Source organism: Actinospica sp. (genome assembly GCF_035552695.1).
In the GTDB taxonomy this organism is placed as follows: domain Bacteria; phylum Actinomycetota; class Actinomycetes; order Streptomycetales; family Catenulisporaceae; genus Actinospica.
This window is the reverse complement of record NZ_DASZKT010000043.1, coordinates 47,772-70,248: the sequence shown is the minus strand read 5'-3', so window position 1 is coordinate 70,248 and position 22,477 is coordinate 47,772. Positions and strand designations below refer to the sequence as shown.

The 22,477-nt window shown below is 69.9% G+C and carries 22 protein-coding genes; 11 read left to right on the top strand and 11 right to left on the bottom strand.

From position 1 onward, the window contains the following. Positions 1 to 8: 8 nt before the first annotated feature. The 3 genes from sdhA to VG296_RS07055 all read left to right on the top strand — a co-directional run bounded on the left by sdhA (position 9) and on the right by VG296_RS07055 (position 3,105). Positions 9 to 1,802, top strand: a complete 1,794-nt coding sequence (gene sdhA, locus VG296_RS07065; RefSeq protein WP_349259486.1) for a succinate dehydrogenase flavoprotein subunit — start codon at positions 9 to 11, stop codon at positions 1,800 to 1,802. A gap of 1 nt (position 1,803) precedes the next feature. Then, positions 1,804 to 2,556, top strand: a complete 753-nt coding sequence (locus VG296_RS07060; protein ID WP_325564325.1) for a succinate dehydrogenase iron-sulfur subunit — start codon at positions 1,804 to 1,806, stop codon at positions 2,554 to 2,556. A gap of 84 nt (positions 2,557 to 2,640) precedes the next feature. Beyond that, complete coding sequence (locus VG296_RS07055; protein WP_325564323.1) at positions 2,641 to 3,105, top strand: luciferase family protein; 465 nt, start codon at positions 2,641 to 2,643, stop codon at positions 3,103 to 3,105. 17 nt (positions 3,106 to 3,122) lie between these two features. Here the strand turns inward: VG296_RS07055 and VG296_RS07050 are convergent, their stop codons facing one another. The 3 genes from VG296_RS07050 to VG296_RS07040 form a co-directional block, all read right to left on the bottom strand. Then, complete coding sequence (locus tag VG296_RS07050) at positions 3,123 to 3,344, bottom strand: DUF2283 domain-containing protein (protein ID WP_325564322.1); 222 nt, start codon at positions 3,342 to 3,344, stop codon at positions 3,123 to 3,125. 613 nt (positions 3,345 to 3,957) lie between these two features. Then, on the bottom strand, positions 3,958 to 4,242 hold the full coding sequence (locus VG296_RS07045) for an SCO4848 family membrane protein (RefSeq protein ID WP_325564320.1): 285 nt from the start codon (positions 4,240 to 4,242) through the stop codon (positions 3,958 to 3,960). A 69-nt stretch (positions 4,243 to 4,311) separates the two neighbouring features. After that, positions 4,312 to 4,773 (bottom strand): ArsI/CadI family heavy metal resistance metalloenzyme, encoded by a 462-nt coding sequence (locus tag VG296_RS07040; RefSeq protein WP_325564318.1) that lies wholly within the window; start codon positions 4,771 to 4,773, stop codon positions 4,312 to 4,314. Positions 4,774 to 4,904: 131 nt separating this feature from the next. Here VG296_RS07040 and VG296_RS07035 point away from each other — a divergent pair, with 131 nt between their 5' ends. From VG296_RS07035 to VG296_RS07005, 7 genes are all read left to right on the top strand, one after another. Next, positions 4,905 to 5,225, top strand: a complete 321-nt coding sequence (locus VG296_RS07035; protein WP_349259485.1) for a metalloregulator ArsR/SmtB family transcription factor — start codon at positions 4,905 to 4,907, stop codon at positions 5,223 to 5,225. After that, on the top strand, positions 5,222 to 5,968 hold the full coding sequence (locus VG296_RS07030) for an MIP/aquaporin family protein (protein WP_325564313.1): 747 nt from the start codon (positions 5,222 to 5,224) through the stop codon (positions 5,966 to 5,968). The genes VG296_RS07035 and VG296_RS07030 overlap by 4 nt, the downstream gene beginning before the upstream one ends. Beyond that, the gene (locus VG296_RS07025; RefSeq protein ID WP_325564311.1) at positions 5,965 to 6,378 is read left to right on the top strand and encodes an arsenate reductase ArsC; all 414 of its coding nucleotides are present in this window, start codon (positions 5,965 to 5,967) and stop codon (positions 6,376 to 6,378) included. Before VG296_RS07030 ends, VG296_RS07025 begins: the two co-directional genes overlap by 4 nt. Positions 6,379 to 6,421: 43 nt before the next feature. After that, complete coding sequence (locus VG296_RS07020; protein WP_325564309.1) at positions 6,422 to 6,895, top strand: hypothetical protein; 474 nt, start codon at positions 6,422 to 6,424, stop codon at positions 6,893 to 6,895. A 72-nt stretch (positions 6,896 to 6,967) separates the two neighbouring features. Then, the gene (locus tag VG296_RS07015) at positions 6,968 to 9,808 is read left to right on the top strand and encodes an AAA family ATPase (protein WP_325564307.1); all 2,841 of its coding nucleotides are present in this window, start codon (positions 6,968 to 6,970) and stop codon (positions 9,806 to 9,808) included. Positions 9,809 to 10,029: 221 nt separating this feature from the next. Then, the gene (locus VG296_RS07010; protein ID WP_325564305.1) at positions 10,030 to 10,593 is read left to right on the top strand and encodes a hypothetical protein; all 564 of its coding nucleotides are present in this window, start codon (positions 10,030 to 10,032) and stop codon (positions 10,591 to 10,593) included. Positions 10,594 to 10,609: 16 nt separating this feature from the next. Continuing rightward, positions 10,610 to 11,620, top strand: a complete 1,011-nt coding sequence (locus VG296_RS07005) for an aminoglycoside phosphotransferase family protein (protein WP_325564303.1) — start codon at positions 10,610 to 10,612, stop codon at positions 11,618 to 11,620. On the opposite strand, the gene VG296_RS07000 is transcribed toward VG296_RS07005, so the two are convergent. The 8 genes from VG296_RS07000 to VG296_RS06965 form a co-directional block, all read right to left on the bottom strand. After that, positions 11,565 to 11,918: a DUF952 domain-containing protein gene (locus VG296_RS07000; RefSeq protein ID WP_325564301.1), complete on the bottom strand. Its 354-nt coding sequence runs from the start codon at positions 11,916 to 11,918 to the stop codon at positions 11,565 to 11,567. The genes VG296_RS07005 and VG296_RS07000 overlap by 56 nt on opposite strands. A 7-nt stretch (positions 11,919 to 11,925) precedes the next feature. Then, complete coding sequence (locus VG296_RS06995; protein WP_325564299.1) at positions 11,926 to 12,819, bottom strand: bifunctional helix-turn-helix transcriptional regulator/GNAT family N-acetyltransferase; 894 nt, start codon at positions 12,817 to 12,819, stop codon at positions 11,926 to 11,928. A gap of 9 nt (positions 12,820 to 12,828) precedes the next feature. Then, complete coding sequence (locus VG296_RS06990) at positions 12,829 to 13,746, bottom strand: YihY/virulence factor BrkB family protein (RefSeq protein WP_325564297.1); 918 nt, start codon at positions 13,744 to 13,746, stop codon at positions 12,829 to 12,831. Positions 13,747 to 13,796: 50 nt separating this feature from the next. After that, the gene (locus VG296_RS06985; RefSeq protein WP_325564295.1) at positions 13,797 to 14,318 is read right to left on the bottom strand and encodes a 2'-5' RNA ligase family protein; all 522 of its coding nucleotides are present in this window, start codon (positions 14,316 to 14,318) and stop codon (positions 13,797 to 13,799) included. Continuing rightward, the gene (gene trpS / locus VG296_RS06980; protein WP_325564293.1) at positions 14,315 to 15,349 is read right to left on the bottom strand and encodes a tryptophan--tRNA ligase; all 1,035 of its coding nucleotides are present in this window, start codon (positions 15,347 to 15,349) and stop codon (positions 14,315 to 14,317) included. The genes VG296_RS06985 and trpS overlap by 4 nt, the downstream gene beginning before the upstream one ends. 173 nt (positions 15,350 to 15,522) lie before the next feature. Further along, positions 15,523 to 16,887 carry a hemolysin family protein gene (locus VG296_RS06975; RefSeq protein WP_325564291.1) on the bottom strand — a complete coding sequence of 455 codons (1,365 nt, stop codon included), beginning with the start codon at positions 16,885 to 16,887 and terminating at the stop codon, positions 15,523 to 15,525. A gap of 152 nt (positions 16,888 to 17,039) precedes the next feature. After that, positions 17,040 to 17,879: a hypothetical protein gene (locus VG296_RS06970; RefSeq protein WP_325564289.1), complete on the bottom strand. Its 840-nt coding sequence runs from the start codon at positions 17,877 to 17,879 to the stop codon at positions 17,040 to 17,042. A 171-nt stretch (positions 17,880 to 18,050) separates the two neighbouring features. Then, positions 18,051 to 19,040 carry a malate dehydrogenase gene (locus tag VG296_RS06965; protein WP_325564287.1) on the bottom strand — a complete coding sequence of 330 codons (990 nt, stop codon included), beginning with the start codon at positions 19,038 to 19,040 and terminating at the stop codon, positions 18,051 to 18,053. Between the two features lie 212 nt (positions 19,041 to 19,252). Here VG296_RS06965 and VG296_RS06960 point away from each other — a divergent pair, with 212 nt between their 5' ends. Continuing rightward, positions 19,253 to 22,468, top strand: coding sequence for an AfsR/SARP family transcriptional regulator (locus VG296_RS06960; protein ID WP_325564285.1), 3,216 nt, complete (start codon positions 19,253 to 19,255; stop codon positions 22,466 to 22,468). The last annotated feature ends 9 nt before the right edge of the window (positions 22,469 to 22,477 follow it).

Sequence of the window (22,477 nt, the reverse complement as noted above, 5' to 3'; positions counted from 1 at the left end):
ACAGCGAGATGATCACCGCGCCCTCGACGCGCGGCCCGTACCAGGTGCACACGTACGACACGGTGATCGTCGGCGCGGGCGGCGCGGGCATGCGGGCCGCGCTGGAGGCCGGCACCCGCTCGCGCACCGCCGTGCTCACCAAGCTCTACCCGACCCGGTCGCACACCGGCGCGGCCCAGGGCGGCATGTGCGCCGCACTGGCCAACGTCGAGGAGGACAACTGGGAGTGGCACACCTTCGACACGGTCAAGGGCGGCGACTACCTGACCGACCAGGACGCCGCCGAGATCATGTGCAAGGAGGCCATCGACGCGGTCCTCGACCTGGAGAAGATGGGCCTGCCGTTCTCCCGTACTCCGGAAGGCCGCATCGACCAGCGCCGCTTCGGCGGCCACACGAGGGACCACGGCAAGGCCGCGGTACGCCGTTCGTGCTACGCCGCGGACCGCACCGGTCACATGATCCTCCAGACGCTGTACCAGAACTGCGTCAAGGAGGGCATCGAGTTCTACAACGAGTACTACGTGCTCGATCTGCTGCTCGGCGAGCCCGACGAGAACGGCGTGAAGCACACCGCCGGCGTCGTCGCCTACGAGCTGGCCACCGGCGAGATCCACATCTTCCGCGCCAAGGCGGTCATCTTCGCCACCGGCGGCTTCGGCAAGGTCTTCAAGACCACCTCGAACGCGCACACCCTGACCGGCGACGGCATGGGCATCATCTGGCGCAAGGGCCTGCCGCTGGAGGACATGGAGTTCTACCAGTTCCACCCGACCGGCCTCGCGGGCCTGGGCATCCTGCTCACCGAGGGCGCGCGCGGCGAGGGCGGCATCCTGCGCAACGCCGAGGGCGAGCGGTTCATGGAGCGCTACGCCCCGACCATCAAGGACCTCGCGCCGCGCGACATCGTCGCCCGCTCGATGGTGCTCGAGGTGCGCGAGGGCCGCGGCGGCGGGCCGCACAAGGACTACGTGTACCTGGACCTGACGCACCTTCCGGCGGAGCAGATCGAGGAGAAGCTCCCGGACATCACCGAGTTCGCACGCACCTACCTGGGCGTCGAGCCGACCACGGAGCTGGTCCCGGTCTACCCGACCGCGCACTACGCGATGGGCGGCGTGCCGACCAACGTGCAGGCCGAGGTGCTGAGCGACAACAAGACGGTCGTCCCCGGCCTGTACGCGGCCGGCGAGGTCGCCTGCGTGTCCGTGCACGGCTCGAACCGTCTTGGCACGAACTCGCTGCTCGACATCAACGTCTTCGGCCGCCGCGCGGGCCTGGCCGCCGCCGAGTTCGTCAAGGACGCGCCGCTGGTGGAGATCGCCGGAGACGACGCGGCCGAGAACGTCATCGCGCTGATCGAGGGGCTGCGCTCGTCGCAGGGCACCGAGAAGGTCGCGGCGATCCGCACCGAACTGCAGCGGACCATGGACGACAACGCGGGCGTCTACCGCAACGAGCAGACGCTCAAGCAGGCGTACGACGATGTCAAGGCCCTGCAGGCCCGGTACGAGAGCGTGGCCGTGCAGGACAAGGGCAAGCGCTTCAACACGGACCTGCTCGAGGCCGTCGAACTGGGCTTCCTGCTCGACCTGGCCGAGGTGCTGGTCGTGGGCGCGCTGAACCGGAAGGAGTCGCGCGGCGGCCACGCCCGCGAGGACTACCAGGACCGCGACGACGAGAACTTCATGAAGCACACGATGGCGTACCGCGAGGCCGCGGAGGACGGGTCGTACGACATCCGTCTCGACTGGAAGCCGGTCGTGGTGACTCGTTACCAGCCGATGGTGAGGAAGTACTGATATGCCCGCCGCAACTTCCGACCCGCAGTTCATGACCATCACGGTCCGGGTCAAGCGGTACAACCCGGAAGCGCGAAGCGCCGGTTCTTCGACCGAGGAGACGCGCTGGGACGAGTGGCAGGTCCAGGCGCTGCCGACCTGGCGCATCCTGGACGCGCTGCACCAGATCAAGTGGGACATGGACGGCACCCTGACGTTCCGTCGGTCCTGCGCGCACGGCGTCTGCGGCTCGGACGCGATGCGCATCAACGGCCGCAACCGGCTGGCGTGCAAGAGCCTGGTCAAGGACCTGAATCCGGAGAAGCCGATCACGGTCGAGCCGATCCAGGGCCTGCCGGTGGTCAAGGACCTGGTCGTGGACATGGACCCGTTCCTGCAGGCCTACCGGGACATCAAGCCGTTCCTCATCGCGCACGGCAACGAGCCGACGAAGGAGCGCCTGCAGTCGCAGAAGGAACGCGACCGCTTCGACGACACCACCAAGTGCATCCTGTGCGCCGCGTGCACGACGTCCTGCCCGGTCTTCTGGACCGACGGCCAGTACTTCGGCCCGGCCGCGATCGTCAACGCCCACCGCTTCATCTTCGACTCGCGCGACGACGCGGCCGAGGAGCGCCTCGAGATCCTCAACGAGCGCGAGGGCGTCTGGCGCTGCCGGACCACCTTCAACTGCACCGAGGCCTGCCCCCGCGGCATCCAGATCACCCAGGCGATCGCCGAGGTCAAGCGCGCCCTGATCACCCGTCGGGTCTGAGGCTTCCCGCGCGGACGCCTGCCGCACGGACGCTAGCCGAAAACCAGCTGATCTCCAGTGAGGTTCTCGGCTAGCGTCTGCGCCATGCACGACGAACCGCGCCCCGGTGGCCGACCCACGACGTCCGACGAGGGCCCGCACCGCCAAGTGGACCAGCAATCGAGCCCTGCGATCTGGGGCGAGTTGGTGGCCCGGATCTTCGCGCTGCCGGGAGTCGTCGAAGGCCACAGCCAGGTCTCCCCGGCGAGCTCACGAGCCGTCTTCCTGGCCGGTCGACCCACCGAGCACACGCCGGAGACCTCGCTTGCCCCCGGTCGGCGGCTGGAGCCCGTCCACCTGCACGGCGTCGACGACACGAGCACCCATCTCGTGCTCCCCGCCGAACGCGGCCGACGGCTGGTGGAACTGGGCTGGGCCGAGCCGCATCAGTACGGCGACTTCGGCACCGAGTTCATGATCTACGGCCCGCGCGACGCGACTGAACTCGACGTGGTCGTCTCCATCGTCGAGGAAAGCCTCGCCTACGCCCGCTCCGGCGATTCCGGCTGACCGCTAGCCGCTAGCCGCTAGCCGACGCGGTCCGCGGTGCCCAGGAGGTCGGGGTGCAGTTGGCGGCGGGCGCTCAGCAGTTCGACGCCGAGCAGCCGGCCGTCGCCGTCGAAGTCGAGGACGACGGCCGAGCCGTGGTTGTCGTCGGCGACGACCTGGCGCGTGGACTGGCCGGGAGTGATCTCGTCGATGAGGTAGATGTATCCGACGTTGTCCTCACCATCGAACGTGACTCGCATCGCCGTCCTCCTCGCCGATCGCCGCTCGACGCCTGCACTCGGGATCCGGCAGGTCACACTTCCTGCGGCTGCTTCTCCGCATTCTCCTCCGCGGTCTCGATTCGCGCAGCCGGAGCCTTCGAACTGGCTGGGAGGTCAGACTTTTTCACGATCAGGCGTAGGGCCGCCTTGGACGCTCTGAGGCTAGGTCCTGTTCGTGGTTCGGATGCTGCCCGTGTTGCGGGTGCGCCGCTTTGCGGCTTCGGGGGTTTCGCTGGCCCACCCTCCCACCCGTTGCGCGGGCCTGTCGGGCTGCGGTCTGCAAAGTCAACACCGGGAACGTGATCGCGATCCCGAGGATGGGGTCACGCCCTCAACCTTGTATCGGTGACGCGGTAGGCGTGGTGTTCGACGCGAGCCGGGTTCATGTTTTCCGCCGTTGATTTTGATCTTCAGACCCGCAGCCCGACAGGCGGACGCAACGGGTGGGAGGGTGGGCCAGCGAAACCCCCAAGAGCGGCGCGAAGCGGCGCACCCGCAGCGCGAGCCGCATCCGAACCGCAAACAGGACCTGGTATCACACCAGGCTGCCTAGCACCGGTCAAAGGCGCGCGGTGTGCAGCCGGCGCCCAGTTCACGCCTCCTGCGGCTGCTTCTCCGCATTCTCCTCCGCGGTCCCGATTCGCGCAGCCGGAGCCTTCGAACTCTTGAGGCCCTTCCAGCCGAGCCAACCGATGGCCGTGCCCATCACGAGCGAGATGATCGCGAGCACGACGTGGACCATTAGAAAGCCCGTGGGATCGTTACCGTGCCACGCACGTGGATCGGCGTTGATGTTCTTGATCAGGGTGACCCAGATGATCCACGACCAGACGGCGAACGCGATCAGGAGCCAGGAGGCACGTCGGGAAAGTCGCATGGGTCCCAGGCTACCTCCCGCCCACTGAACTCCTACAGGCGGTAGAAGTTAAGCAGTCGTTCACCGCGCTCAGCCGCAGCAGGCGGTCTGGCCGTCGCAGGCCATGGCGCCGGCGGTTTGGCCTTCGAGTTCGGGGAGCACGTCGCCGAGGACGGTGTAGACCTCCCAGCGCTCGCGTCCGGGGCCGGTGACCCAGACCTTGTCCTGCACGGCGTAGCAGCAGCTCACGTTCTCCTCCTCGTCGGTGGCCAGGCCCTTGTCGGCGAGGCGGGCGGTGGCCGCGGCGACCTGGGCGGTCTCCTCGACCTCGACGCCGAGGTGGTCGAGCCGGGTGATCGCGTCGCCGTCGCTGCCGTCGCTCCCGTCACCGCCGTCGCCTTCGAGCAGCACGAGCTTGAGCGGCGGCTCGGCGATGGCGAAGTTGGCGTAGCCGGGGCGGCGCTTGGCCGGGGTGGTGCCGAAGAGCTTGCTGTAGAACGCGATCGAGCCTTCGAGGTCCGAGACGCGCAGCGCGAGTTGCACACGGGACATGGTGGACACCTCTCCTTGAATAGACGGATGTCTATGCAGCCGAGCTTGCCCTCTGGATTGATGGCTGTCAACATAGGCATGTGTCGAAGAAAGAGCTGCCGGTCCTCCAGCCCCCCGCGTGCTGCACGCCGATGGTGCGCGAGCCGTTGACCGAGGACGCTGCGAAGTCGCTTTCCGGGACGTTCAAGGCGCTCGCGGATCCGGTGCGGCTGCGGCTGCTGTCACTCATCGCGTCGTTCGAGGGCGGCGAGGCGTGCGTGTGCGATCTGACCGGTCCGTTCGACGTCTCCCAGCCGACGATCAGCCATCACCTCCGCGTGCTGCGCGAGGCGGGGCTGATCGATTGCGAGCGGCGCGGCACGTGGGTCTACTACTGGGTGCTGCCGGACGCGCTCGGCCGGCTGGGCTCGCTGCTGGCGACCGACGGAGTGGCCGTCGCGGGCCCGCGATGACTAGGGACCTGGCCCGTCGCGCGCTGGCCGAGGCGCTCGGCACGGGCCTGCTGGTGACGGTCGTGGTCGGCTCCGGGATCATGGCCGCTCGCCTGTCGCCGGGCCAGGTGGGGCTCGAACTGCTGGAGAATTCGACGGCGACGGCCCTCGGCCTGGCCGTGCTCATCCTGGTGCTCGCCCCCGTCTCCGGCGCGCACTTCAACCCCGTCGTGACTCTTGTGGACTACGTGCTGGGCCGCCGCTCCGGTATCGGCGCCACGGGGCGCGATGTCATGGTCTACGTCGTGGCGCAGATCGTCGGGGGGATCGGCGGCGCGGTGCTCGCGAACCTGATGTTCGCGCTGCCCGCCGCCACCACCTCGACGCACGCCCGGTCCGGCGGACATCTCTGGCTCGGCGAGGTGGTCGCCACCGCGGGTCTCATCCTGCTGATCTTCGCGCTGGCCCGGACCGGCCGCGGCGGGCACGCCCCGGCAGCGGTCGGTGCGTACATCGGCGCCGCGTACTGGTTCACCTCCTCGACCAGCTTCGCCAATCCGGCCGTGACCATCGCCCGCGCATTCACGAACAGCTTCGCCGGGATCAAGCCGTCCTCAGTGCCCGGATTCGTCCTCGCGCAACTGCTCGGCGCGGGAATCGGTGCCCTGATCGTCGTCGCCCTCTTCCCCGAAGCCAACGCCCCGGCGTCGCCCGCGGCCGCAGCGCGGACCCGTACTCCCGTCGCCACCAGGAGTTCCTCATGACCGACAAGCCCAGTGTGCTGTTCGTGTGCGTGCACAACGCGGGTCGCTCGCAGATGGCCGCCGGGTTCCTCAATCACCTCGGCGCGGGCCGCATCGAGGTGCGTTCGGCCGGCTCCACTCCCGCGGACCGGGTCAACCCCGTCGCGATCGAGGCGATGAAGGAGGTCGGCATCGACATCTCGGCCGAGCAGCCGAAGATCCTCACGCCGGACGCCGTGCGGGAGTCGGATGTGTGCGTGACCATGGGCTGCGGCGACACGTGCCCCTACTTCCCGGGCAAGCGCTACCTCGACTGGGTGCTCGACGACCCGGCCGGCCAGGGCATCGCGGCCGTGCGCCCGATCCGCGACGAGATCGAGCGGCGGGTACGTACCCTGATCGACGAACTGATCCCGGGCGAATCTGCGTAGTTCCACGGATTCAGCGGGCTCGCGCCCTTCCTATGGTTCTGGTGTGCACGAACTGCACACCATCTCGGAGGGGATTACGAGTATGAACACGAAGTACAAGGTCGTGGTCGGCGCCTCGGTGCTGGCGATCACCGGCCTCGCGGCGACGGCTGCGTCCGCGGCGACCACCAGGCCCACCGTCACCACCAACGCCGCCGGCAGCAGCATCGTCGGCAGCTACAACTGGAACAGCGACGGCTTCACCGGCACGCTCGTGATCGACAGCGTGACCAGCGGCGCCGTCGTCGCCACGCTGACCGACTACGGCCTGACCGAGACCCTGAGCGGCTCCTGGGACGGCAACGACAACATCCTCCGCCTCACCCGGCCGAAGGAGCGCGGGTCCGGCGTTCAGCAGTACACGTACGTCCTCGGCGGCTCGCCCAACGAAGCCCTGCCCACGATGTTCGGCGGCTACTTCACCGACACCAACACCGGCAGCTTCGAGTACGGCACGTACCTCGAGGCCGCGCTCTAGGCCGACACGCCCGACCAGCCGGGGTTCGGAATATCCGCGACGAGCAGGGGACGCCGCAGGTAGAGTTCTGATGTGCAATCCAGGGGGGTACCTGGCGAACAGCGGCTCCCAGACAGACGCGTCTTCGGCCGGAGTGTGGAGCTCGCGACCATACGCGAACTGTTGATCGAACCCGATGCGGGCGCGAGGGCGCTCGTGGTCGAGGGCGAGCCGGGGGTCGGGAAGACGGCACTCTGGTCGGCCGGAATCGCGGCCGCGCGCGCGGACGGTTGGACGGTGCTGTCCGCGCGCGGGTCGCCCGGCGAGAACGGGCTTTCGTTCGCCGGCCTGTTGGACCTGATCGATCCGGTACCCGAAGATGTGCTGGCGAGCCTGCCGGAGCCGCAGCGGTCCGCGGTGGACGCGGCCTTGCTTCGGCGGGCTCCGTCGGCGCCGGTCGGGCCGCGTGAAGTCGGCGCGGGAACGCTCAATGTGCTGCGATCGCTGTGCACGCTTCGGCCGGTGCTGTTGGCGGTCGACGATCTGCAGTGGCTGGATGCCGCGACCGTGGACGCTCTCTGGTTCGCGCTGCGCAGACTCACCTCCGCGCCGATCCGCCTGTTGGCCACCCGCCGCACGATCGGCGGCGTCGGCGACATCGGCGGTGCTGGCGGCATCGGCGACGACGGGGCCAGCGCGGAGGCACTCGCCGCGCACGACGAGATTCCGCTGAACGCCGTGCAGCGCCTGCACGTAGGCCCGCTCGATGCGGCGCCGATCGGATCGATGCTGGCCGACCGGCTCGCTCTGAATCTGCCCACGAGCACCGTGGCCGGGATCGCCGCGCGGACGGCGGGAAATCCCTTCTGGGCGCTGGAGATCGGCGCGGAACTCGCGCGCAGCCGTGGCACGGGCTCGGCCTCCGCCAACCCTGAGATGCCGGTGCCGCGCTCCCTCTCAACGCTCGTCACCCGGCGATTGAACGCCTTGGAGTCGGCGGCGCACGAGGTCTTGCGCACGGTCGCGCTGCTCGATCAGCCGTCGATCGCGTTGGCGCGCCGGGCATTGGCGTTGACCGTGCGGGACGTCGACGCGGCCATCGACCGCGCGGTCGGTGCCGGGGTGGTGGCCGTCACCGCCGGGCGGCTTCGGGCGGCCCATCCGCTGCTGGGCGCGGCCGTCGTCGAGGTCATGCCGCCGCTGAGCCGGGCCGCCGCGCACCGAAGGCTCGCGGTCCTGGTCGAGGACCCGGAACAACGTGCCCGGCACATATTGCGCGCCTGGGACGGGGAGGGCGATGCGAAGGTCTCCGCGGCGCTGGAGGCCGGTTCGCACGCGGCGGGAGTGCGCGGTGCGGTGCGAGCGGCGGCGGAGTTGGCCGAGCGTGCGGCGGACTGCACTCCCGCGGCCGACGTCGAGAGCCGTTGCCGCCGGCTGCGCATCGCCGCCGAGCAGAATCTGCGTGCCGCCGACTACGAGCGCGCACGCCGAAACGCCGACCTGGCCTGGAGATCCGACGCACCGGGACGTCGCCACGCGCTGCCGGTGCTGGTCGAGGCCACGTGGTGGACGCAGAGCCCTGAGGCGGCAGAACGCCTGGTGGCGCCGCTTGTCGCCGATCCGGCGCTGGATCCGCACACCAGGGCCGTCGTCCTGGCGCTGGCCGCGGATGTCGGCGACGGACTCGGCACCCCGCGCGCGGTCCTGGCGAATCGCTCACTCGAGTTGTTCGACAGGGTCGGTGCCGACGCGGACGGCGCGGCGTTGTGCACGGCGCTGATCTACCTGGCGTTCGCGCGGCTGGAATCGGCGGAGGGCATCGCGTTCGACGTGCTGCGCCGCATCGAGGAGCTGCAACGCGACCTGCCATATGTCGTATCCAGCAATCGTGCCGAGACCGTCCTGGCCTGCTGGTATAAGGATGTGGACGATCTCGGCCGATCCCGCGCGGCGCTGCGCGCGTCGATCGGCGGCGTCCGGGATCGCGGCGAGGATTCGATGCTGCCCTCGCTCTACGGCCACCTCGCACTCACCGAGATCTGGTCCGGTCAGCTCTCCGCGGCGCGCGAGGCGCTCGACGTGGGCGTGCCGCTACTGCCGGAGGGCACCACCACGCCGGTCGCGCTGAGCGCTGCCGAAGCCCTGCTCACCCTGCTCAACGGGGACGTCGCCACAACGCGGCCGGTGATCGAGAAGTGGCCGGCCGGCGGCCCCGTGATCACGAATATCAAAGGTCTGGCAGCGCTGCTCGACGGCGACGACGAGGCGGCCGCCGACCTGCTCGGTCCGGCCTATGCCAAGGCGCGCGACTCGGGCGTGCGCGAACCGGGCCGTCGCGGTCGGCTCGAAGGCAATCTCGGCCAGGCGCTGATGAGTCTCGGCCGGCTGGACGAGGCGAGAGCCGTTGCCGACGAGCTGCTGGAGATCGGCGGGGAGGCGGGCCGGCCGACGCTCGTCGGCATCGGGCGACGCGTCGAAGGCCTGGCCCTGGCCGCCGCCGGTGACCTGGACGCGGCCGGCGTCTCGCTCGAGGCCGCCGTCGCCGCGCACCGGACAAGCCCGTTCCGCGTGGAACTGGGCCGCAGTCTCCTTGCCCTGGGCCAGATCCAGCGCCGCCGAAAGGCCAGGACCGAGGCCCGCCGCGCACTGGACGAGGCCCTGAACTGCTTCGAGACCATCGGCGCCGTACCCTTCATCGATCTCGTGCGGGCCGAACTCGGCAAGGGGCGACGCGGCGGCGACGGCAGCGGCGCCGCCGCACTCACCCCCACCGAACGCCAGGTGGCCGACCTCGTCTCGGCCGGGCAGACCAACCGCGAGGTCGCCGCTCGCCTTTTCGTCAGCGTACGCACGGTCGAAACGCACCTCGCGTCGATCTACCGCAAGCTGGCAATACGTTCCCGAAGCGAGCTCGCCGCGCGGTGGACGCGCTGACCGCAGGTTTGACGGTGTCTGTTCCTCGGGCCGTCTAACGCATAATCTCTGCACGCTGCATCGGCCGGGAGCCCTCACCCATTGGGCTCCCGGTAGGCGGCGGCATTCAACAAGCCGGATTCAGCAAGTCACATTCAACAAGCGGTCAGCCCGGCCAACGCCTTCGCGACCGCCTCCCCCGGCCACCGCTTCGCGGCCTTATCGCCCCCACCCAGCTCACGATGGAACTCCAGCGTCAGCACGCCGAGCGGCGCATACCGGTCAACCAGCGCCGCGTCACGCGTCGTCATCCCCGACCTGTCGACGTCCCCTGCGATCCACGCGCGCAGGAACTCAAGGTTCTGATTATCGCCCCGCACCTTGTCGATCGACTTGACTGCCAGACCCGCGTAGACGTACGCGGAGTCGTAGTCCCGGTGCGCGTCGAGGAACCCGCGCTCGGCCGCCGACAGCGAGAAGTCATCGCATGTCGCGAGCCCGAAGTCGGTGAAGTAGACCTGATCCCCGTCCGTCAGGACGTTGTGGAAATGCGCATCGAAGTGCGCGAATCCAAGAAGGCCGGCAGCCCGAAGACGTTCCTGGTCGCCATCCAGTTCGCCGGCAGCATCTCGACGTCCGTCAGCGGAATCCGCTTCGCGAACACCCTGACCCCCGCGACCTCCACCTCAACCGTCGCCCCGCCGATCCCCGCCCCCATCCCCCGCCCACCCGCGAGCAGCCCGCCCGACTCCTCGTCGGACAAGTCACCAAGCGCGCGAAAAACGCTCGTCGGGAAGTCGCCGTGACATCTACGATCGCGACGTGAGCGGAGATCTCGACGGCGGCCGGATGACGGCCGGAGTCAAGCAGCTACTGGCCGAGGTCCTGCCGGATCGTCGTATCGCGGACATCGGCGAAGTACACGGGGGCAGGATCTCGGACGTATTCGGCGTGCGGTTCGTCGACGGCTCGGAGCCGGCGATCGTCAAGGTGTACCCGTCGGAGGAACGGTGGAAGCGGGCCAAGGAACTCGACATCTACGAGCTCCTCGACCGGCACGGCGTGGCACCGATTCCAGAGATCTGGCACTCCGAGGCGGCCTCGGTGCATCTGGATGCCCGTCCGTGCACCGTCATGACGATGATGGAAGGGGTGCCGCTCTCAACGGTCGCCGGGGCGATGGCGGAGCACGAACTGTTCGACGTCTACCGCCAAATGGGCGAGCTACTCGCCTCGGTGCACGCGATCAGCATGGACGCGTTCGGCTACATCACGACGGAGATCCTCGATCCGGCAACGACGAATGCCGAGTACATCCTGGGATCTGTCGAGCGGCACCTGGAACAGTACGCGACACGTGGCGGCTCCCAGTCGCTCTGGTCGGCACTGGGCCGACACTTCGCCGACCATGCCTCCTTGTTCGATCTCTGCAAGCGGCCCGCCCTGTGCCATAACGATTTCCATGAGAACAACGTCCTCGTGACGCGGCGCGACGGCAGCCGATGGAGCATCAGCGGGCTGATCGACATGGAGACCGCGATCGCCGCGGACCCCGTGTCGGACGTCGCCAAGACCGACTGGTTCGCCATCCGCGGCTCACGGACGAAGGTCGACGGACTGATCGCCGGTTTGGGCGGCGAATCAGCGCTGGGCCCGTCCCTACCGGAGCGCCTCGCGCTGTATCGGCAGTACCACGAGCTCGAGATGTGGGGATTCTTCGACCACATCGGCTCGGCGAGCGAGCGTGACGAAATGACCGCCGAGCTGCGCAAAGCAGTCACGCGCGGCGGAATCCGCCTTGCTCGTCCTTCGTCAGCGCGAAGGTCACGGTGACGGACGCGGGGGTGATCGGGCCGAAGATGTGCGGGAAGGGGTCGGGGGCGCCGGGGACGGGTTCGTACTTCACGTCGACGCCGCTGGGAAGCTTGGCCGGGTCGATGACGAGGACGATGAGGTTCGCGGGGTCCTCGTCGGCGTAGACGAGGTCGGCGGTCGGCAGGAGCTGGTGGAGGTCGCTGGCGTGGATGAAGCCTTGGTCGTCCAGGGAGCGGCCGCGTGTGGAGGTGCGGTATTCGCCCTCGGCTTGGGCGCGCTGCCAGTCGGCGGCTTGGGCGATGTGGTAGATCGGCATCGGCAACTTAGAGGACCTTTTCGAACCAGTGGTTGGCGTACGTCTCTTCGTTGAAGCGGTCGACCTCACGGTAGCCCGCGGCGCGGTACATGGCGATCGCCTCTGTCAGAACCCTGTTGGTATCGAGACGCAGCACGCTGACGCCGTGGCTCGCCGCCTGTGTCTCGAGTTCCGCGAGTAGTCTGCGGCCGAGGCCCAGGCCGCGTGCGCTGCGGTCCACCCACATGCGCTTGATGTGGGCGGTGGCGTCGGGGCCGAACTTGAGGGCGCCGCAGCCGACGGGGGCGCCGTGCAGGGTGGCGACGAGCAGCAGGCCCGCGGGCATCGTCAGCTCGGGGTCGCTGGCGGAGATGCCGAGGGCCGGGTCGTAACCGCTGTCGAAGCGTGTCGCCAACTCCTCGAAGTACGTGGTGAGGCAGTGGCGCGCGACCGGGAGGCGCGGGTCGGTGACGGCGATCTCGACCTGGGACGCCGTCAGCAGGCGCTCCACGTCTGCCATCGCGGTCACGAGGCGCTCGCGCTGCTTTTCGTTGAGCGGCGCGAGGATCTCCGCGGCGAGCTCGTCGGAGGCCTGGTTCAGGTATTTGTGCTCGGCCATGCCGGTCGCGGTGAGCCGGGCGAACCGGACTCGGCCGTCGCTGCTCTCGTCCGTGACGACCTCGACGAGGCCGTCGGATTCCAGGGCGCGCAGCAGCCGGCTCAGATAGCCGGAGTCGAGATCGAGGTCGGATCGCAGGGCGCGTACTTCACAGCCGCCGGGGCCGGCCTCGCCGATCTCCCAGAGCACGCGGGCCTGGCCGAGCGGGCGCTTTCGCGACAGGAAGGCGTCGTTCAGCGCGCCGGCGCGCTGGGTGACGGTGCGGTTGAAGCGGCGCACGCTGGCGACGAACGTCTGCTGCATTCTCTGACTTTAGTCAGAGATTCGCACCGTGGTCAACGGTCGTTCGGCGCCGCTGCGGCGGGCCAGCTCGTCCTCGGTGCGGGTGGCCGTCCAGGCGGAGAGGGCCAGCAGCATCTGGAAGGTGAGATTGAGCCAGACGAGGATCGCGATCGGGACGCCGAACGCGCCGTAGAGGGACTTCGAGGCCACCCGCGTGACGTACGAGGTGAGCAGGCCCTTCGTCACCTCGAAGACCAGGCCCGCGACGAACGCCGTACGCAGCAGGATCCAGCGCGGCATGTACAGCCGCGGGATGCCGGAGAGCAGGTACGCGAACATCGCGGTCTGCGCGATCACGCTGATCACGACGCCGAGCGCCTGCAGCGCGAGCTTGGCGCCGGTGGAGTCCTCGACGTTTATCCACTTCAGCACGGTCTCGGCGAAGCCGGTCGTCAGGCTCGAGGCCGCGAACACGATCGCGAGGGTGATCGCGAGGCCCGCGAGCGAGACCAGGTCCAAGACCTTCCTGACCCAGTAGTTGCCGGGCATGTCGTCCACGCCCCAGATCATCCGCATGCTGCCGCGGGCCGTGTTCACCCAGCTCAGGGCCGACCAGAGGAGAATCACACCGCTGATCACGCCGACCGTGGCCGCGTTCGCGACGACGCCGTTCAGGGAGAACTCGTCCCCGAGCCCCGGCAACTGCTTGGCGATGTAGTTGTTGACCTTCGCCACGCCGCTGTCGCCGAGGAAGACCGTGGCGATCGCGAGCGCGAGGACGAGCGCGGGGAAGATCGACAGGAACGCGGAGTACGTCATCGCCGCGGCGAGCCTGGCGCCGCGCTGTACGCCGTACCGGTGATATGAGCGGTAGACGCGGGTGCGCTCGACGCGCTCGGAAATCCTCAGATAACGCTCGACGAGCACGCGCGGAATCGACAGCTGCACCCTTCGAGCTTATAGACCGCGGCGGCGCACCAGGTGAATACGGAGTGTCGTCAGTCCCCCGGGTCCTCGAACGCGAACTCGCGCAGCACACGCCAGTTGCCCTCCGGGCACTGCTCGTACAGCTTGAGCCGATCGAGGTCGAACTCCGCCTGATAATCCGCCAGATCCCGCATCGCGAGCTCGAGGCTCGGCTCGTCGAGATCGTGCGCCACGGTCACGTGCGGGTGGTACGGGAACTGCAACTCCCGCTCCAGCACACCGTCGCGCACCTTGGCCTCCAGGGCCTCGCACTCCGCGAGGCCGCGGGATATCTGCACGAACACGACCGGGGAGACGGGCAGGAAGGTGCCGGTGCCGGCGAGGAGCATCCGGAAGGGAGACGTCGCGCCCGCCACCTTCCCCAGGTGCTCCTCGATCTCCGGGAGCACCTCGTCGTCCACCTCGGTCGGCGGCAGCAGCGTCACGTGCGTGGGCACGAACTCGGCCTGGTCGTCGCCGTAGGAGGCCCGCCGGTCCCGTAGCTCGGACCCGTAAGGCTCCGGAATGTCCAGCAATATCCCGATGGTCGTCACCGCGGTACGAAGCCGATCCGCTCGTAGACCTCGGCCAGGGTCACGGCCGCGACGGCCCGCGCCTTGTCCGCGCCCTCGGCGAGGATGGCGTCCAGCTTGCCCTCGTCCGCGAGGAACTGCTCGGTGCGCTCCTTGAACGGGGTGAAGGTGTCGGTGACCAGCTCGGCGAGGTCCTTCTTCAGGTCGCCGTAGCCCTTGCCGACGTACTCCTGCTCGAGCTCGGGGATCGTCCGGTCGCCGAGGGCCGCGTAGATGCGCAGCAGGTTGGACACACCGGGCTTGACCTGCTCGTCGAAGCGGATCTCCCGCTCGGTGTCGGTCACCGCCGACCTCAGCTTCTTGGCGTTGACCTTCGGGTCGGCCAACAGTTCGATCAGCCCGGCCGGGGACTCGGCCGACTTGGACATCTTCGCGGTCGGATCCTGAAGATCCATGATCTTCGCCGTGTCCTTGACGATGTACGGCTCCGGCACGGTGAACGTCTTGCCATAGCGCGTATTGAAGCGCTGCGCGAGGTCGCGGCTGAGCTCGAGGTGCTGCCGCTGGTCCTCGCCGACCGGCACGTAGTTCGCCTGGTACAGCAGGATGTCGGCGACCTGCAGGATCGGGTAGGTGAACAGGCCCACGCTCGCCGTGCCGGAGCCCTGCTTGGCGGACTTGTCCTTGAACTGGGTCATCCGGGAGGCCTCGCCGAAGCCGGTGAGGCAGCTCATCACCCAGGCGAGCTGCGCGTGCTCGGGCACGTGGCTCTGCACGAACAGGGCGCAGCGCTGCGGGTCGAGCCCGGCGGCCAGCAGCTGCGCGGCGGCCACCCGGGTGCGCCGGCGCAGCGTCGCCGGGTCCTGCTCGACCGTGATCGCGTGCAGGTCGACGACCATGTAGAACGCGTCGTAGTCGTCCTGCATGGCCACCCAGTTCCGGACCGCCCCCAGGTAGTTCCCGAGGGTGAACGAGTCGGCGGTGGGCTGGATCCCGCTGAGCACGCGCGGACGAGTGCGCGCCGGCTCCGAGGTGGTGAGGTCCGTGGACATGGCAGTACCTTAGCTTTCGCAGATCCGCTGGCGCGACTGGCTGCGGAAAGGCGGGTGTCGGCCGCCGACGCAGTGATTTTAGCCTTCGCGGATCCGCTGGCGCGACTGGCTGCGGAAGGCGCGGGTCGGCCTCCGACGCTATTGTACGGTCGGCTTTCGTAAGTGGTGCTCGGCTAGTGGTCGGCTATCACCGGCGGCTGGGGTGCTGGGGCCGGGGCCGCCGCGGTGGCCTGCGGGGGCTGCGCCTCCGGCGCGGGCTTGTCTCCGACCTGCTCGATCCGGACCCGGGAGACGCGGCGGCCGTCCATCGAGTGCACGGTCAGCCGCAGGCCGTCCCAGCCGACCTCGTCGCCGACCTCCGGCAGCCGGCCGAGCTGCGCTATCAGGAAGCCGGCGAGCGTCTCGTACGGGCCCTCGGGCAGCCCGACGCCGATCACCTCGGCCGCGTCCTCCAGGTTGACGAGACCGGACAGGTCCAGGCCGCCGCCGCGCAGCCGGATCACGTCGGAGCGGGCGCTGTCGTACTCGTCGCGGATGTCGCCGATGACCTCCTCGACCAGGTCCTCCAGCGTGACGATGCCCGCGGTGCCGCCGTACTCGTCGACCACGATCGCCAGGTGGAACGAGTCGCGGCGCATCTCGGACAGGGCGTCGAGCACGTGCTTGGTGCCCGGCAGGAACAGTGCGGGCCTGGTCAGCTCGGCGACCTGGCCGGCGCGCTGGGCGGCGTCCGGGCTGAGCAGGTCGCGCACGTGCACGAAGCCGACGACGTTGTCCGCGCTCTCGTCGATGACCGGGTACCGCGAGTGCGGGTAGCGGGCTATCTCGGCGGCGGCCTCGGGGACCGGCGTGGACGCGTCCAGGAAGACGACCTCGGTACGCGGCACGAGCACCTCGCGCAGCTGCCGGTCGCCCGCGCCGAAGACCTCGTCGATCAGCCTGCGCTCGTCCTTGCTCAGCGAGGTGTTGTCGGCCACCATGCGGCGCAGTTCGGACTCGCTGACCTGCTCGCGCGCGGCGGAGGGGTCGCCGCCGAACAGCCGTACGACCACGTCCGTGCACGCCGAGAGCAGCCAGATCACCGGGCGGCAGAGCGTTGACATGCCGTTCACGAAGGGGCCGACGGCGCGGGCGGTGGCCTCGATCCGCTGCATGGCCAGCCGCTTGGGCGCGAGCTCGCCGATCACCAGCGTGACGAAGGAGATCACCATGGTCACCCCGACCAGGCCGACGAAGCCGGCCAGGCCGGAGCCGAGGCCGGTGGTCTGCAGGGCCCGCTTGGCGTCCTCGGACAGCGTGGTCGCGCCGTACGCCGAGGAGAGCAGGGCGGTCAGCGTCACGCCGATCTGCACGGTGGCCAGGAAGCGGTTCGGGTCGCGCACCAGGCGCGCGACGACGGCGCCGCGGCGGCCGGACTCGGCGAGCTCCTGGACCTGGGCTTCGCGCAGCGAGACCAGTGCGATCTCCGAGGCGACGAAGAGCGCCTCGATCATGATCAGGGCGAGGACGACAAGGCAGGAGATCAGTGTCGCGTTCACCGGCTCTTCTCCCCGGCTATCGGGAGCGAGCCGCCGGGTCTATTGCACTCCGACGGAGGCGATGGGGCCATGGGTCCAGTCTACGGTGCTCGGGCCTGCTGTTGAGTGGCCCGAGCACCGCGTTCACCCTGGAGTTGTCCGCCGCCGGCTGGTCAGCTCACGTAGGACTGGGTCAGGTTCGCGCTGGAGGACGAGATCGAGCAGATGAAGTAGCTCTGCTCGGCGAACGTCGAGGCGTCCTGCGGATAGTAGATCTGCCCCTGCAGCGAGGACGGCGCGGACGAGGAGACCGCGGACGTCGCGGAATTCGCGTTGCACGCGGTCTGGCCCTCGCTCTGCAGCGTGCTCGCGCCCGGGAAGGTGGACTCGGAGATCGACGGCTCCGCGTACACCTGCGAGTCGTGCGCCTGCGTGCACGGGATCGCCTTGACCGACGAGATGCCCCCGGTGCCGGTCGGCGCGTCGAAGCAGTCGCCGACGTGCAGGTCGGTGGCGGCCAGGTTCCCGGACTGGCTGACCTGGCCGGTGGAGTTGCGCTGCGCCGGGTCGGCGGTGGCGAAGTGGTACACCGCGATGCCGCCCGCGACCACCAGGCCTATCGCGACGCGGCCGAACACGGTGCCGAAGAGCACCGCGAAGAAGCCCGCGGCGCCGCGGCCGCGCTGCTTGGCGGGCTGGCCGGGCTGCATCGGGACGCCGCCGTACGGCTGCTGGTACTGGTTGCCGGCGGCGTAGGGGTTGCCCGCCGCGTACGGGTTCGCGTTCGGGTCCGGGTAGGCCTGCTGCGCCGGCTGGGTGCCCGGCTGCCCCCAGGCGGGCGCGTCCTGCGGCTGCTGGCCGTACTGCGGCGCCTGGCCGTACTGCGGCTGCTGCGGCTGCTGCGGTTGCTGTGGTTGCTGTGGTTGCTGCGGTTGCTGCGGCGCGGGCGCGCCGAACTGCGGCGGCTGACCGTACTGCTGCTGCCCCGGATTCTGGTCGTACGGATTCGACATGAGAGTGCTGCTCCCCCGATGAGTATTCGTTGTCTACGAACGCGGACCGCGCCAGACAAACGCATACCTGCGCACCAGGGCAAGCGGCGTTATCGAACCGAAAGACGGCGCGGCCCGCCTGGCTCCGAAGAACTTCGGAGAGGCGGGCCGCGCCGAGGTTCTGTCGAACCGTCAGATCAGGCCGAGCTTGACGACCTCGTCGCGCTCGGAGGCGAGCTCGGCGACCGAGGCGTCGATGCGGCCGCGGGAGAACTCGTTGATCTCCAGGCCCTGGACGATCTCGAAGTCGCCGTTCTTCGTGGTCACCGGGAACGAGGAGACCAGGCCCTCCGGGACGCCGTACGAGCCGTCCGAGACGATGCCCATCGAGGTCCAGTCGCCCTCGGCGGTGCCCTGGAACCAGGTGCGCACGTGGTCGAGCGCGGCGGAGGCGGCGCTGGCCGCGGAGGACAGGCCGCGGGCCTCGATGATCGCGGCGCCGCGCTTGGCGACGGTCGGGATGAAGTCGCCCTCCAGCCAGGCCTGGTCGTCGATGATCTCGGCCGCGTTCTTGCCGTTGACCTTGGCGTTGAACAGGTCCGGGTACTGCGTCGCCGAGTGGTTGCCCCAGATCGTCAGATTGCTGATCTCGCCGACGGCCGCGCCGGTCTTCTTGGCCACCTGCGCGATGGCGCGGTTGTGGTCGAGGCGGGTCATCGCGGTGAACCGGCTCTTCGGCACGTCGGGGGCGTTGCTCACGGCGATCAGCGCGTTGGTGTTCGCCGGGTTGCCCACGACCAGGACCCGGATGTCGTCGGCCGCGTGGTCGTTGATGGCCTTGCCCTGCGGCTTGAAGATGCCGCCGTTGGCGGAGAGCAGCTCGCCGCGCTCCATGCCGGCCTTCCGCGGCATCGCGCCGACCAGCAGCGCCACGTTGGTGCCGTCGAACGCGGTCTTCAGGTCGTCGGTGATCTCGATGCCGCGCAGCAGCGGGAAGGCGCAGTCGTCGAGCTCCATCGCGGTGCCCTCGGCGGCCTTGAGCGCCGGGGTGATCTCGAGCAGGCGCAGGCTGACCGGGACGTCCGGCCCGAGCAGGTGGCCGGACGCGATGCGGAACAGCAGCGAGTAACCGATCTGGCCGGCCGCGCCGGTCACCGTGACGTTGACGGGGGTGCGAGTCATGTCGTGACGCCTTCTTCTGCTTCGAAGTCTGGGGGCTTTGGCGGGGTTTCCCGCCGGTAACGTTACTCCGCCGCGACCCCGGGTTCGTGCCGGGCCGGCTGTGAGACTGGTGACAGCGGGAATGGTGGTGGTCGCACCCTGCCCGCACCCGCCCACGTACGGATAGCATCACGGCTCAGGATGACTTCAGGATTTCCCACACTGGAGGTCGCGTGCGCTTCGCGCTGCTCGGTCCGCTTTCGGCACACGGCGAGTCCGGCCCGATCCCGGTGGCCGGCCGGCTGCGGCGCACGCTGCTCGCGGCGCTGCTGCTGGAGGCGGGCACGCCGGTGTCCACGGACCGGCTCGCGGAGCTGCTGTGGGGGACGGAGGCGCTGGACGCGTCTTCGATGACGCCGTTGCACGTTCAGGTGATGCGGCTGCGGCACGCGCTCGGCGATGAGGACCGGGTGCGCGCGGTGCCGCCCGGCTACCTGATCCACGTGCGGCCGGGGGAACTGGACCTGCACGTCTTCGCCGCGGAGTACGCGGCCGGCCGCCAGAAGCTGGGCGAGCAGGCGTGGGCGGAGGCTGCCCGGCGATTCCGCGCGGCGCTCGAGCTCTGGCAGGGCCGGCCGCTGGCGGACATCCCCGCGCTCGCCGACGACGCGCGGGTGCGCGAGCTGGAGGAGACGTACGCCCAGGCGCTGCAGGGGCGGATCGAGGCGGACCTGAACCTCGGCCGTCACCACGAGCTGCTCGACGAGCTCGGTGCGCTGGCCGCGGAGCACCCCAGGCGCGAGGCGTTTCGCAGCCAGCTGATGCTCGCGCTGCACCGCGCGGGACGCCCCGACGACGCGACCGCCGGGTACGACGCGTACCGGGCGGCACTGCTCGACGAGCTGGGCCTCGAACCGAGCGCGGAGCTGCGCGAGCTGCGTGACGCGATCGTGCGCCGGGACCCCGCTCTCGTGCTGCCGCAGAACCCGAACGCGCCGCATCAGCTGCCCGCGGACACTCGCACGTTCACCGGCCGGGTCGCGGAGCTGGCCGAACTGGCGCAGGCCGCGGGCGGCGCCGCGCGGGCGCTGGTGATCACGGCGCTGGACGGATTGGGCGGGATCGGCAAGACGGCGCTGGCCGTGCACGCGGCGCATCGGGTGGCCGACCGCTTCCCGGACGGAGCGCTGTTCATCGACCTGCGCGGGCACGCGCCGGACGTCGATCCGATGTCCAGCGCGGAGGCGCTGGCCTACCTGCTGCGCTCGCTCGGCGTTCCCGCGCAGGCGATCCCGCCCGGGGTGCCGGAGCGCGCCGAGCTCTACCGGTCCCGGCTGGCCGACAGCAGAACACTGATCGTGCTGGACAACGCCGCCGACGGCGCGCAGGTCGAGCCGCTGCTGCCGGGCGCGCCCGGCTGCCTGGTGCTGATCACCAGCCGCGGCCGGCTGGCCGATCTCGCGGGCGCGCGGGCGCTGACCGTGGACATCCTCGGCGAGGCGGAGGCCGTGGCGCTGCTCATCCGGGTCGCCGCCCCGGAACGTGAGCTGGCCGACTCCCCGGCGCTGCGCGAGCTGGCCGAGCTGTGCGGATACGTTCCGCTGGCGCTGCGGATCGTCGGCGCGCGGCTGCGGCACGGCGGCGTGCTGACGGTCGGGGACCTGCTCGCCGAACTGCGCGACGAGAACGTGCGGCTGGACCGGCTGACCGACGGCGAGCGCGACCTGACCTCGGTCTTCGAGTCCTCCTTCGTGCACCTGCCGGAGCCTGAGCAGCGGGCGATGCGGCTGCTTGGCGTGCTGCCTGGACCGGACATCGACGGGTACGCGGCGGCGAACCTGCTCGGCACGGACCCCGAGACGGCCGTCCGGCTGCTGGACTCGCTGCTCGATCGCAGCCTGCTGATCCAGCACGCCGAGGGCCGGTACGGCCTGCACGACCTGGTCCGCGCGTATGCCAGGACGCTGATCGACGCCGAGGGCGCGGAGGCGAACGGGGCGCGGGACCGGCTGTACGCGTACTACGAGCACACGGCGTGGGCCGCGTCGGTGCTGTTCCCCAGCGCGATCCGCTGGCATCCGCGGACCGAGCAGCCCGGCCCGGTACCCGGCCTGGTCGACCTGCCCGCCGCCAAGGTCTGGCTGCGCCGCGAGCGGGAGTGCCTGTTCGCCGCCCTCGAACACCCGGCCGCCTCGCCGGCCCGTCGGGTCGATCTCACCTCCGCCCTCGGCGTGCTGCTGCATCACGACGGCCCGTGGCCGCAGGCCGCGCGGCTGCACGAAGCGGCCGCCGAGACCGCCCGGGAGCTCGGCGACCGGCTCGCGCAGGCCGATGCGCTGCGCAACCTAGCGCAGATCATCGTGTGGTCGGAGCCGGCCGGAAGCGATCGGCCGAAGCTCGTGCTCGAACAGGCCACCGAGCTGTACCGGGCCGCGGGAAACCGGATGGGCGAGGCCGACACGCTGCGCCGGCTCGGGCAGGTGCTGCGGCAGCGCGACGAGTACGCGGTGGCCCGGCCGATCCAGACCCAGGCGCTGGAGCTGTTCCGCGAGCTCGGCGACCGGCACGGAGAGGCGCTGACCATGCAGTCGCTGGCCCAGCTCGAGCATTCGCTGTTCCACTTCGACGAGGCGCGGGGCTACGCGCGTGCGGCCGGAGCGATCTACCGGGAGCTCGGCCACGACCAGGCGGAGGCCTCCACCTGGACCATCCTCGGCTACCTCGAGTACGAACTCGGCGAACTGACCGAGGCCTTGGAGACCTTCACCCGGCTGCTCGCCGCGTCGCGTGAGCACGGCCAGGCCCAGCTGGCGGCGGCGGCGCTCGGCGCGCTCGGCCACCTGCACTCCCTGCGGGGCGAACACGAGCAGGCGTACGCCGAGCTGACGGAGTCGATCGCCGTCTACGACAGCCTCGGTTACGGCTTCGGAACGGCCTTCTCGCTCACCTGGCTCGGCCAGGACCGCGTGCGCGCCGGCGAGCCGGCCGAGGGAATCCGCATCCTGGAGCGCTCCAGGAGCATCGAGCTGACCGGCTCCGAGGCGGCCAACACCTACCACGCGGTGCGCGAACTCGGTTGGGCGCTGCACCTGTCCGGCGATCCCGAGGGCCGGCGGCTGGTCGAGCAGGCGCTGGAGCACTGCCGGGACGTGCAGCCGGACGTCTCCGCCGAGACCGACTGCCTGGTCTACCTGGCCCGGATCGCCGAGGACGAGGGCGATCCGGCGGCCGCGCTCAAGATTTTCGACGAGGTGGTGTCGCGGGCGCGCAACTGGCGGCGCGGCTTCTCGCTGGCCTACGCGCTGGACGGCGTGGCGCGCTGCCACGAAATGCTCGGCGAGCCCGCGGCGGCGCGTGAGCCGCTGGACGAGGCGGTGCGGCTGTACCGGCGGATGCGGCTCGCGGAGCTGGCCGAGGCGGAGGAGCGGCTCGCCGCGCTGGAGAACTGAAGGAGGCGA

What these genes read in the sequence shown, in the direction of transcription:
- trpS (WP_325564293.1), bottom strand. Translation starts at nt 15,349, where the DNA reads ATGTCCACGGACCTCACCACCTCGGAGCCGGCGCGCACTCGTCCGCGC.
- sdhA (WP_349259486.1), top strand. Translation starts at nt 9, where the DNA reads ATGATCACCGCGCCCTCGACGCGCGGCCCGTACCAGGTGCACACGTAC.
- VG296_RS07055 (WP_325564323.1), top strand. Translation starts at nt 2,641, where the DNA reads ATGCACGACGAACCGCGCCCCGGTGGCCGACCCACGACGTCCGACGAG.
- VG296_RS07025 (WP_325564311.1), top strand. Translation starts at nt 5,965, where the DNA reads ATGACCGACAAGCCCAGTGTGCTGTTCGTGTGCGTGCACAACGCGGGT.
- VG296_RS07030 (WP_325564313.1), top strand. Translation starts at nt 5,222, where the DNA reads ATGACTAGGGACCTGGCCCGTCGCGCGCTGGCCGAGGCGCTCGGCACG.
- VG296_RS07035 (WP_349259485.1), top strand. Translation starts at nt 4,905, where the DNA reads ATGGTGCGCGAGCCGTTGACCGAGGACGCTGCGAAGTCGCTTTCCGGG.
- VG296_RS07000 (WP_325564301.1), bottom strand. Translation starts at nt 11,918, where the DNA reads ATGCCGATCTACCACATCGCCCAAGCCGCCGACTGGCAGCGCGCCCAA.
- VG296_RS07040 (WP_325564318.1), bottom strand. Translation starts at nt 4,773, where the DNA reads ATGTCCCGTGTGCAACTCGCGCTGCGCGTCTCGGACCTCGAAGGCTCG.
- VG296_RS07045 (WP_325564320.1), bottom strand. Translation starts at nt 4,242, where the DNA reads ATGCGACTTTCCCGACGTGCCTCCTGGCTCCTGATCGCGTTCGCCGTC.
- VG296_RS07010 (WP_325564305.1), top strand. Translation starts at nt 10,030, where the DNA reads ATGGAACTCCAGCGTCAGCACGCCGAGCGGCGCATACCGGTCAACCAG.
- VG296_RS06970 (WP_325564289.1), bottom strand. Translation starts at nt 17,879, where the DNA reads ATGTCGAATCCGTACGACCAGAATCCGGGGCAGCAGCAGTACGGTCAG.
- VG296_RS06995 (WP_325564299.1), bottom strand. Translation starts at nt 12,819, where the DNA reads ATGCAGCAGACGTTCGTCGCCAGCGTGCGCCGCTTCAACCGCACCGTC.
- VG296_RS06965 (WP_325564287.1), bottom strand. Translation starts at nt 19,040, where the DNA reads ATGACTCGCACCCCCGTCAACGTCACGGTGACCGGCGCGGCCGGCCAG.
- VG296_RS07060 (WP_325564325.1), top strand. Translation starts at nt 1,804, where the DNA reads ATGCCCGCCGCAACTTCCGACCCGCAGTTCATGACCATCACGGTCCGG.
- VG296_RS07050 (WP_325564322.1), bottom strand. Translation starts at nt 3,344, where the DNA reads ATGCGAGTCACGTTCGATGGTGAGGACAACGTCGGATACATCTACCTC.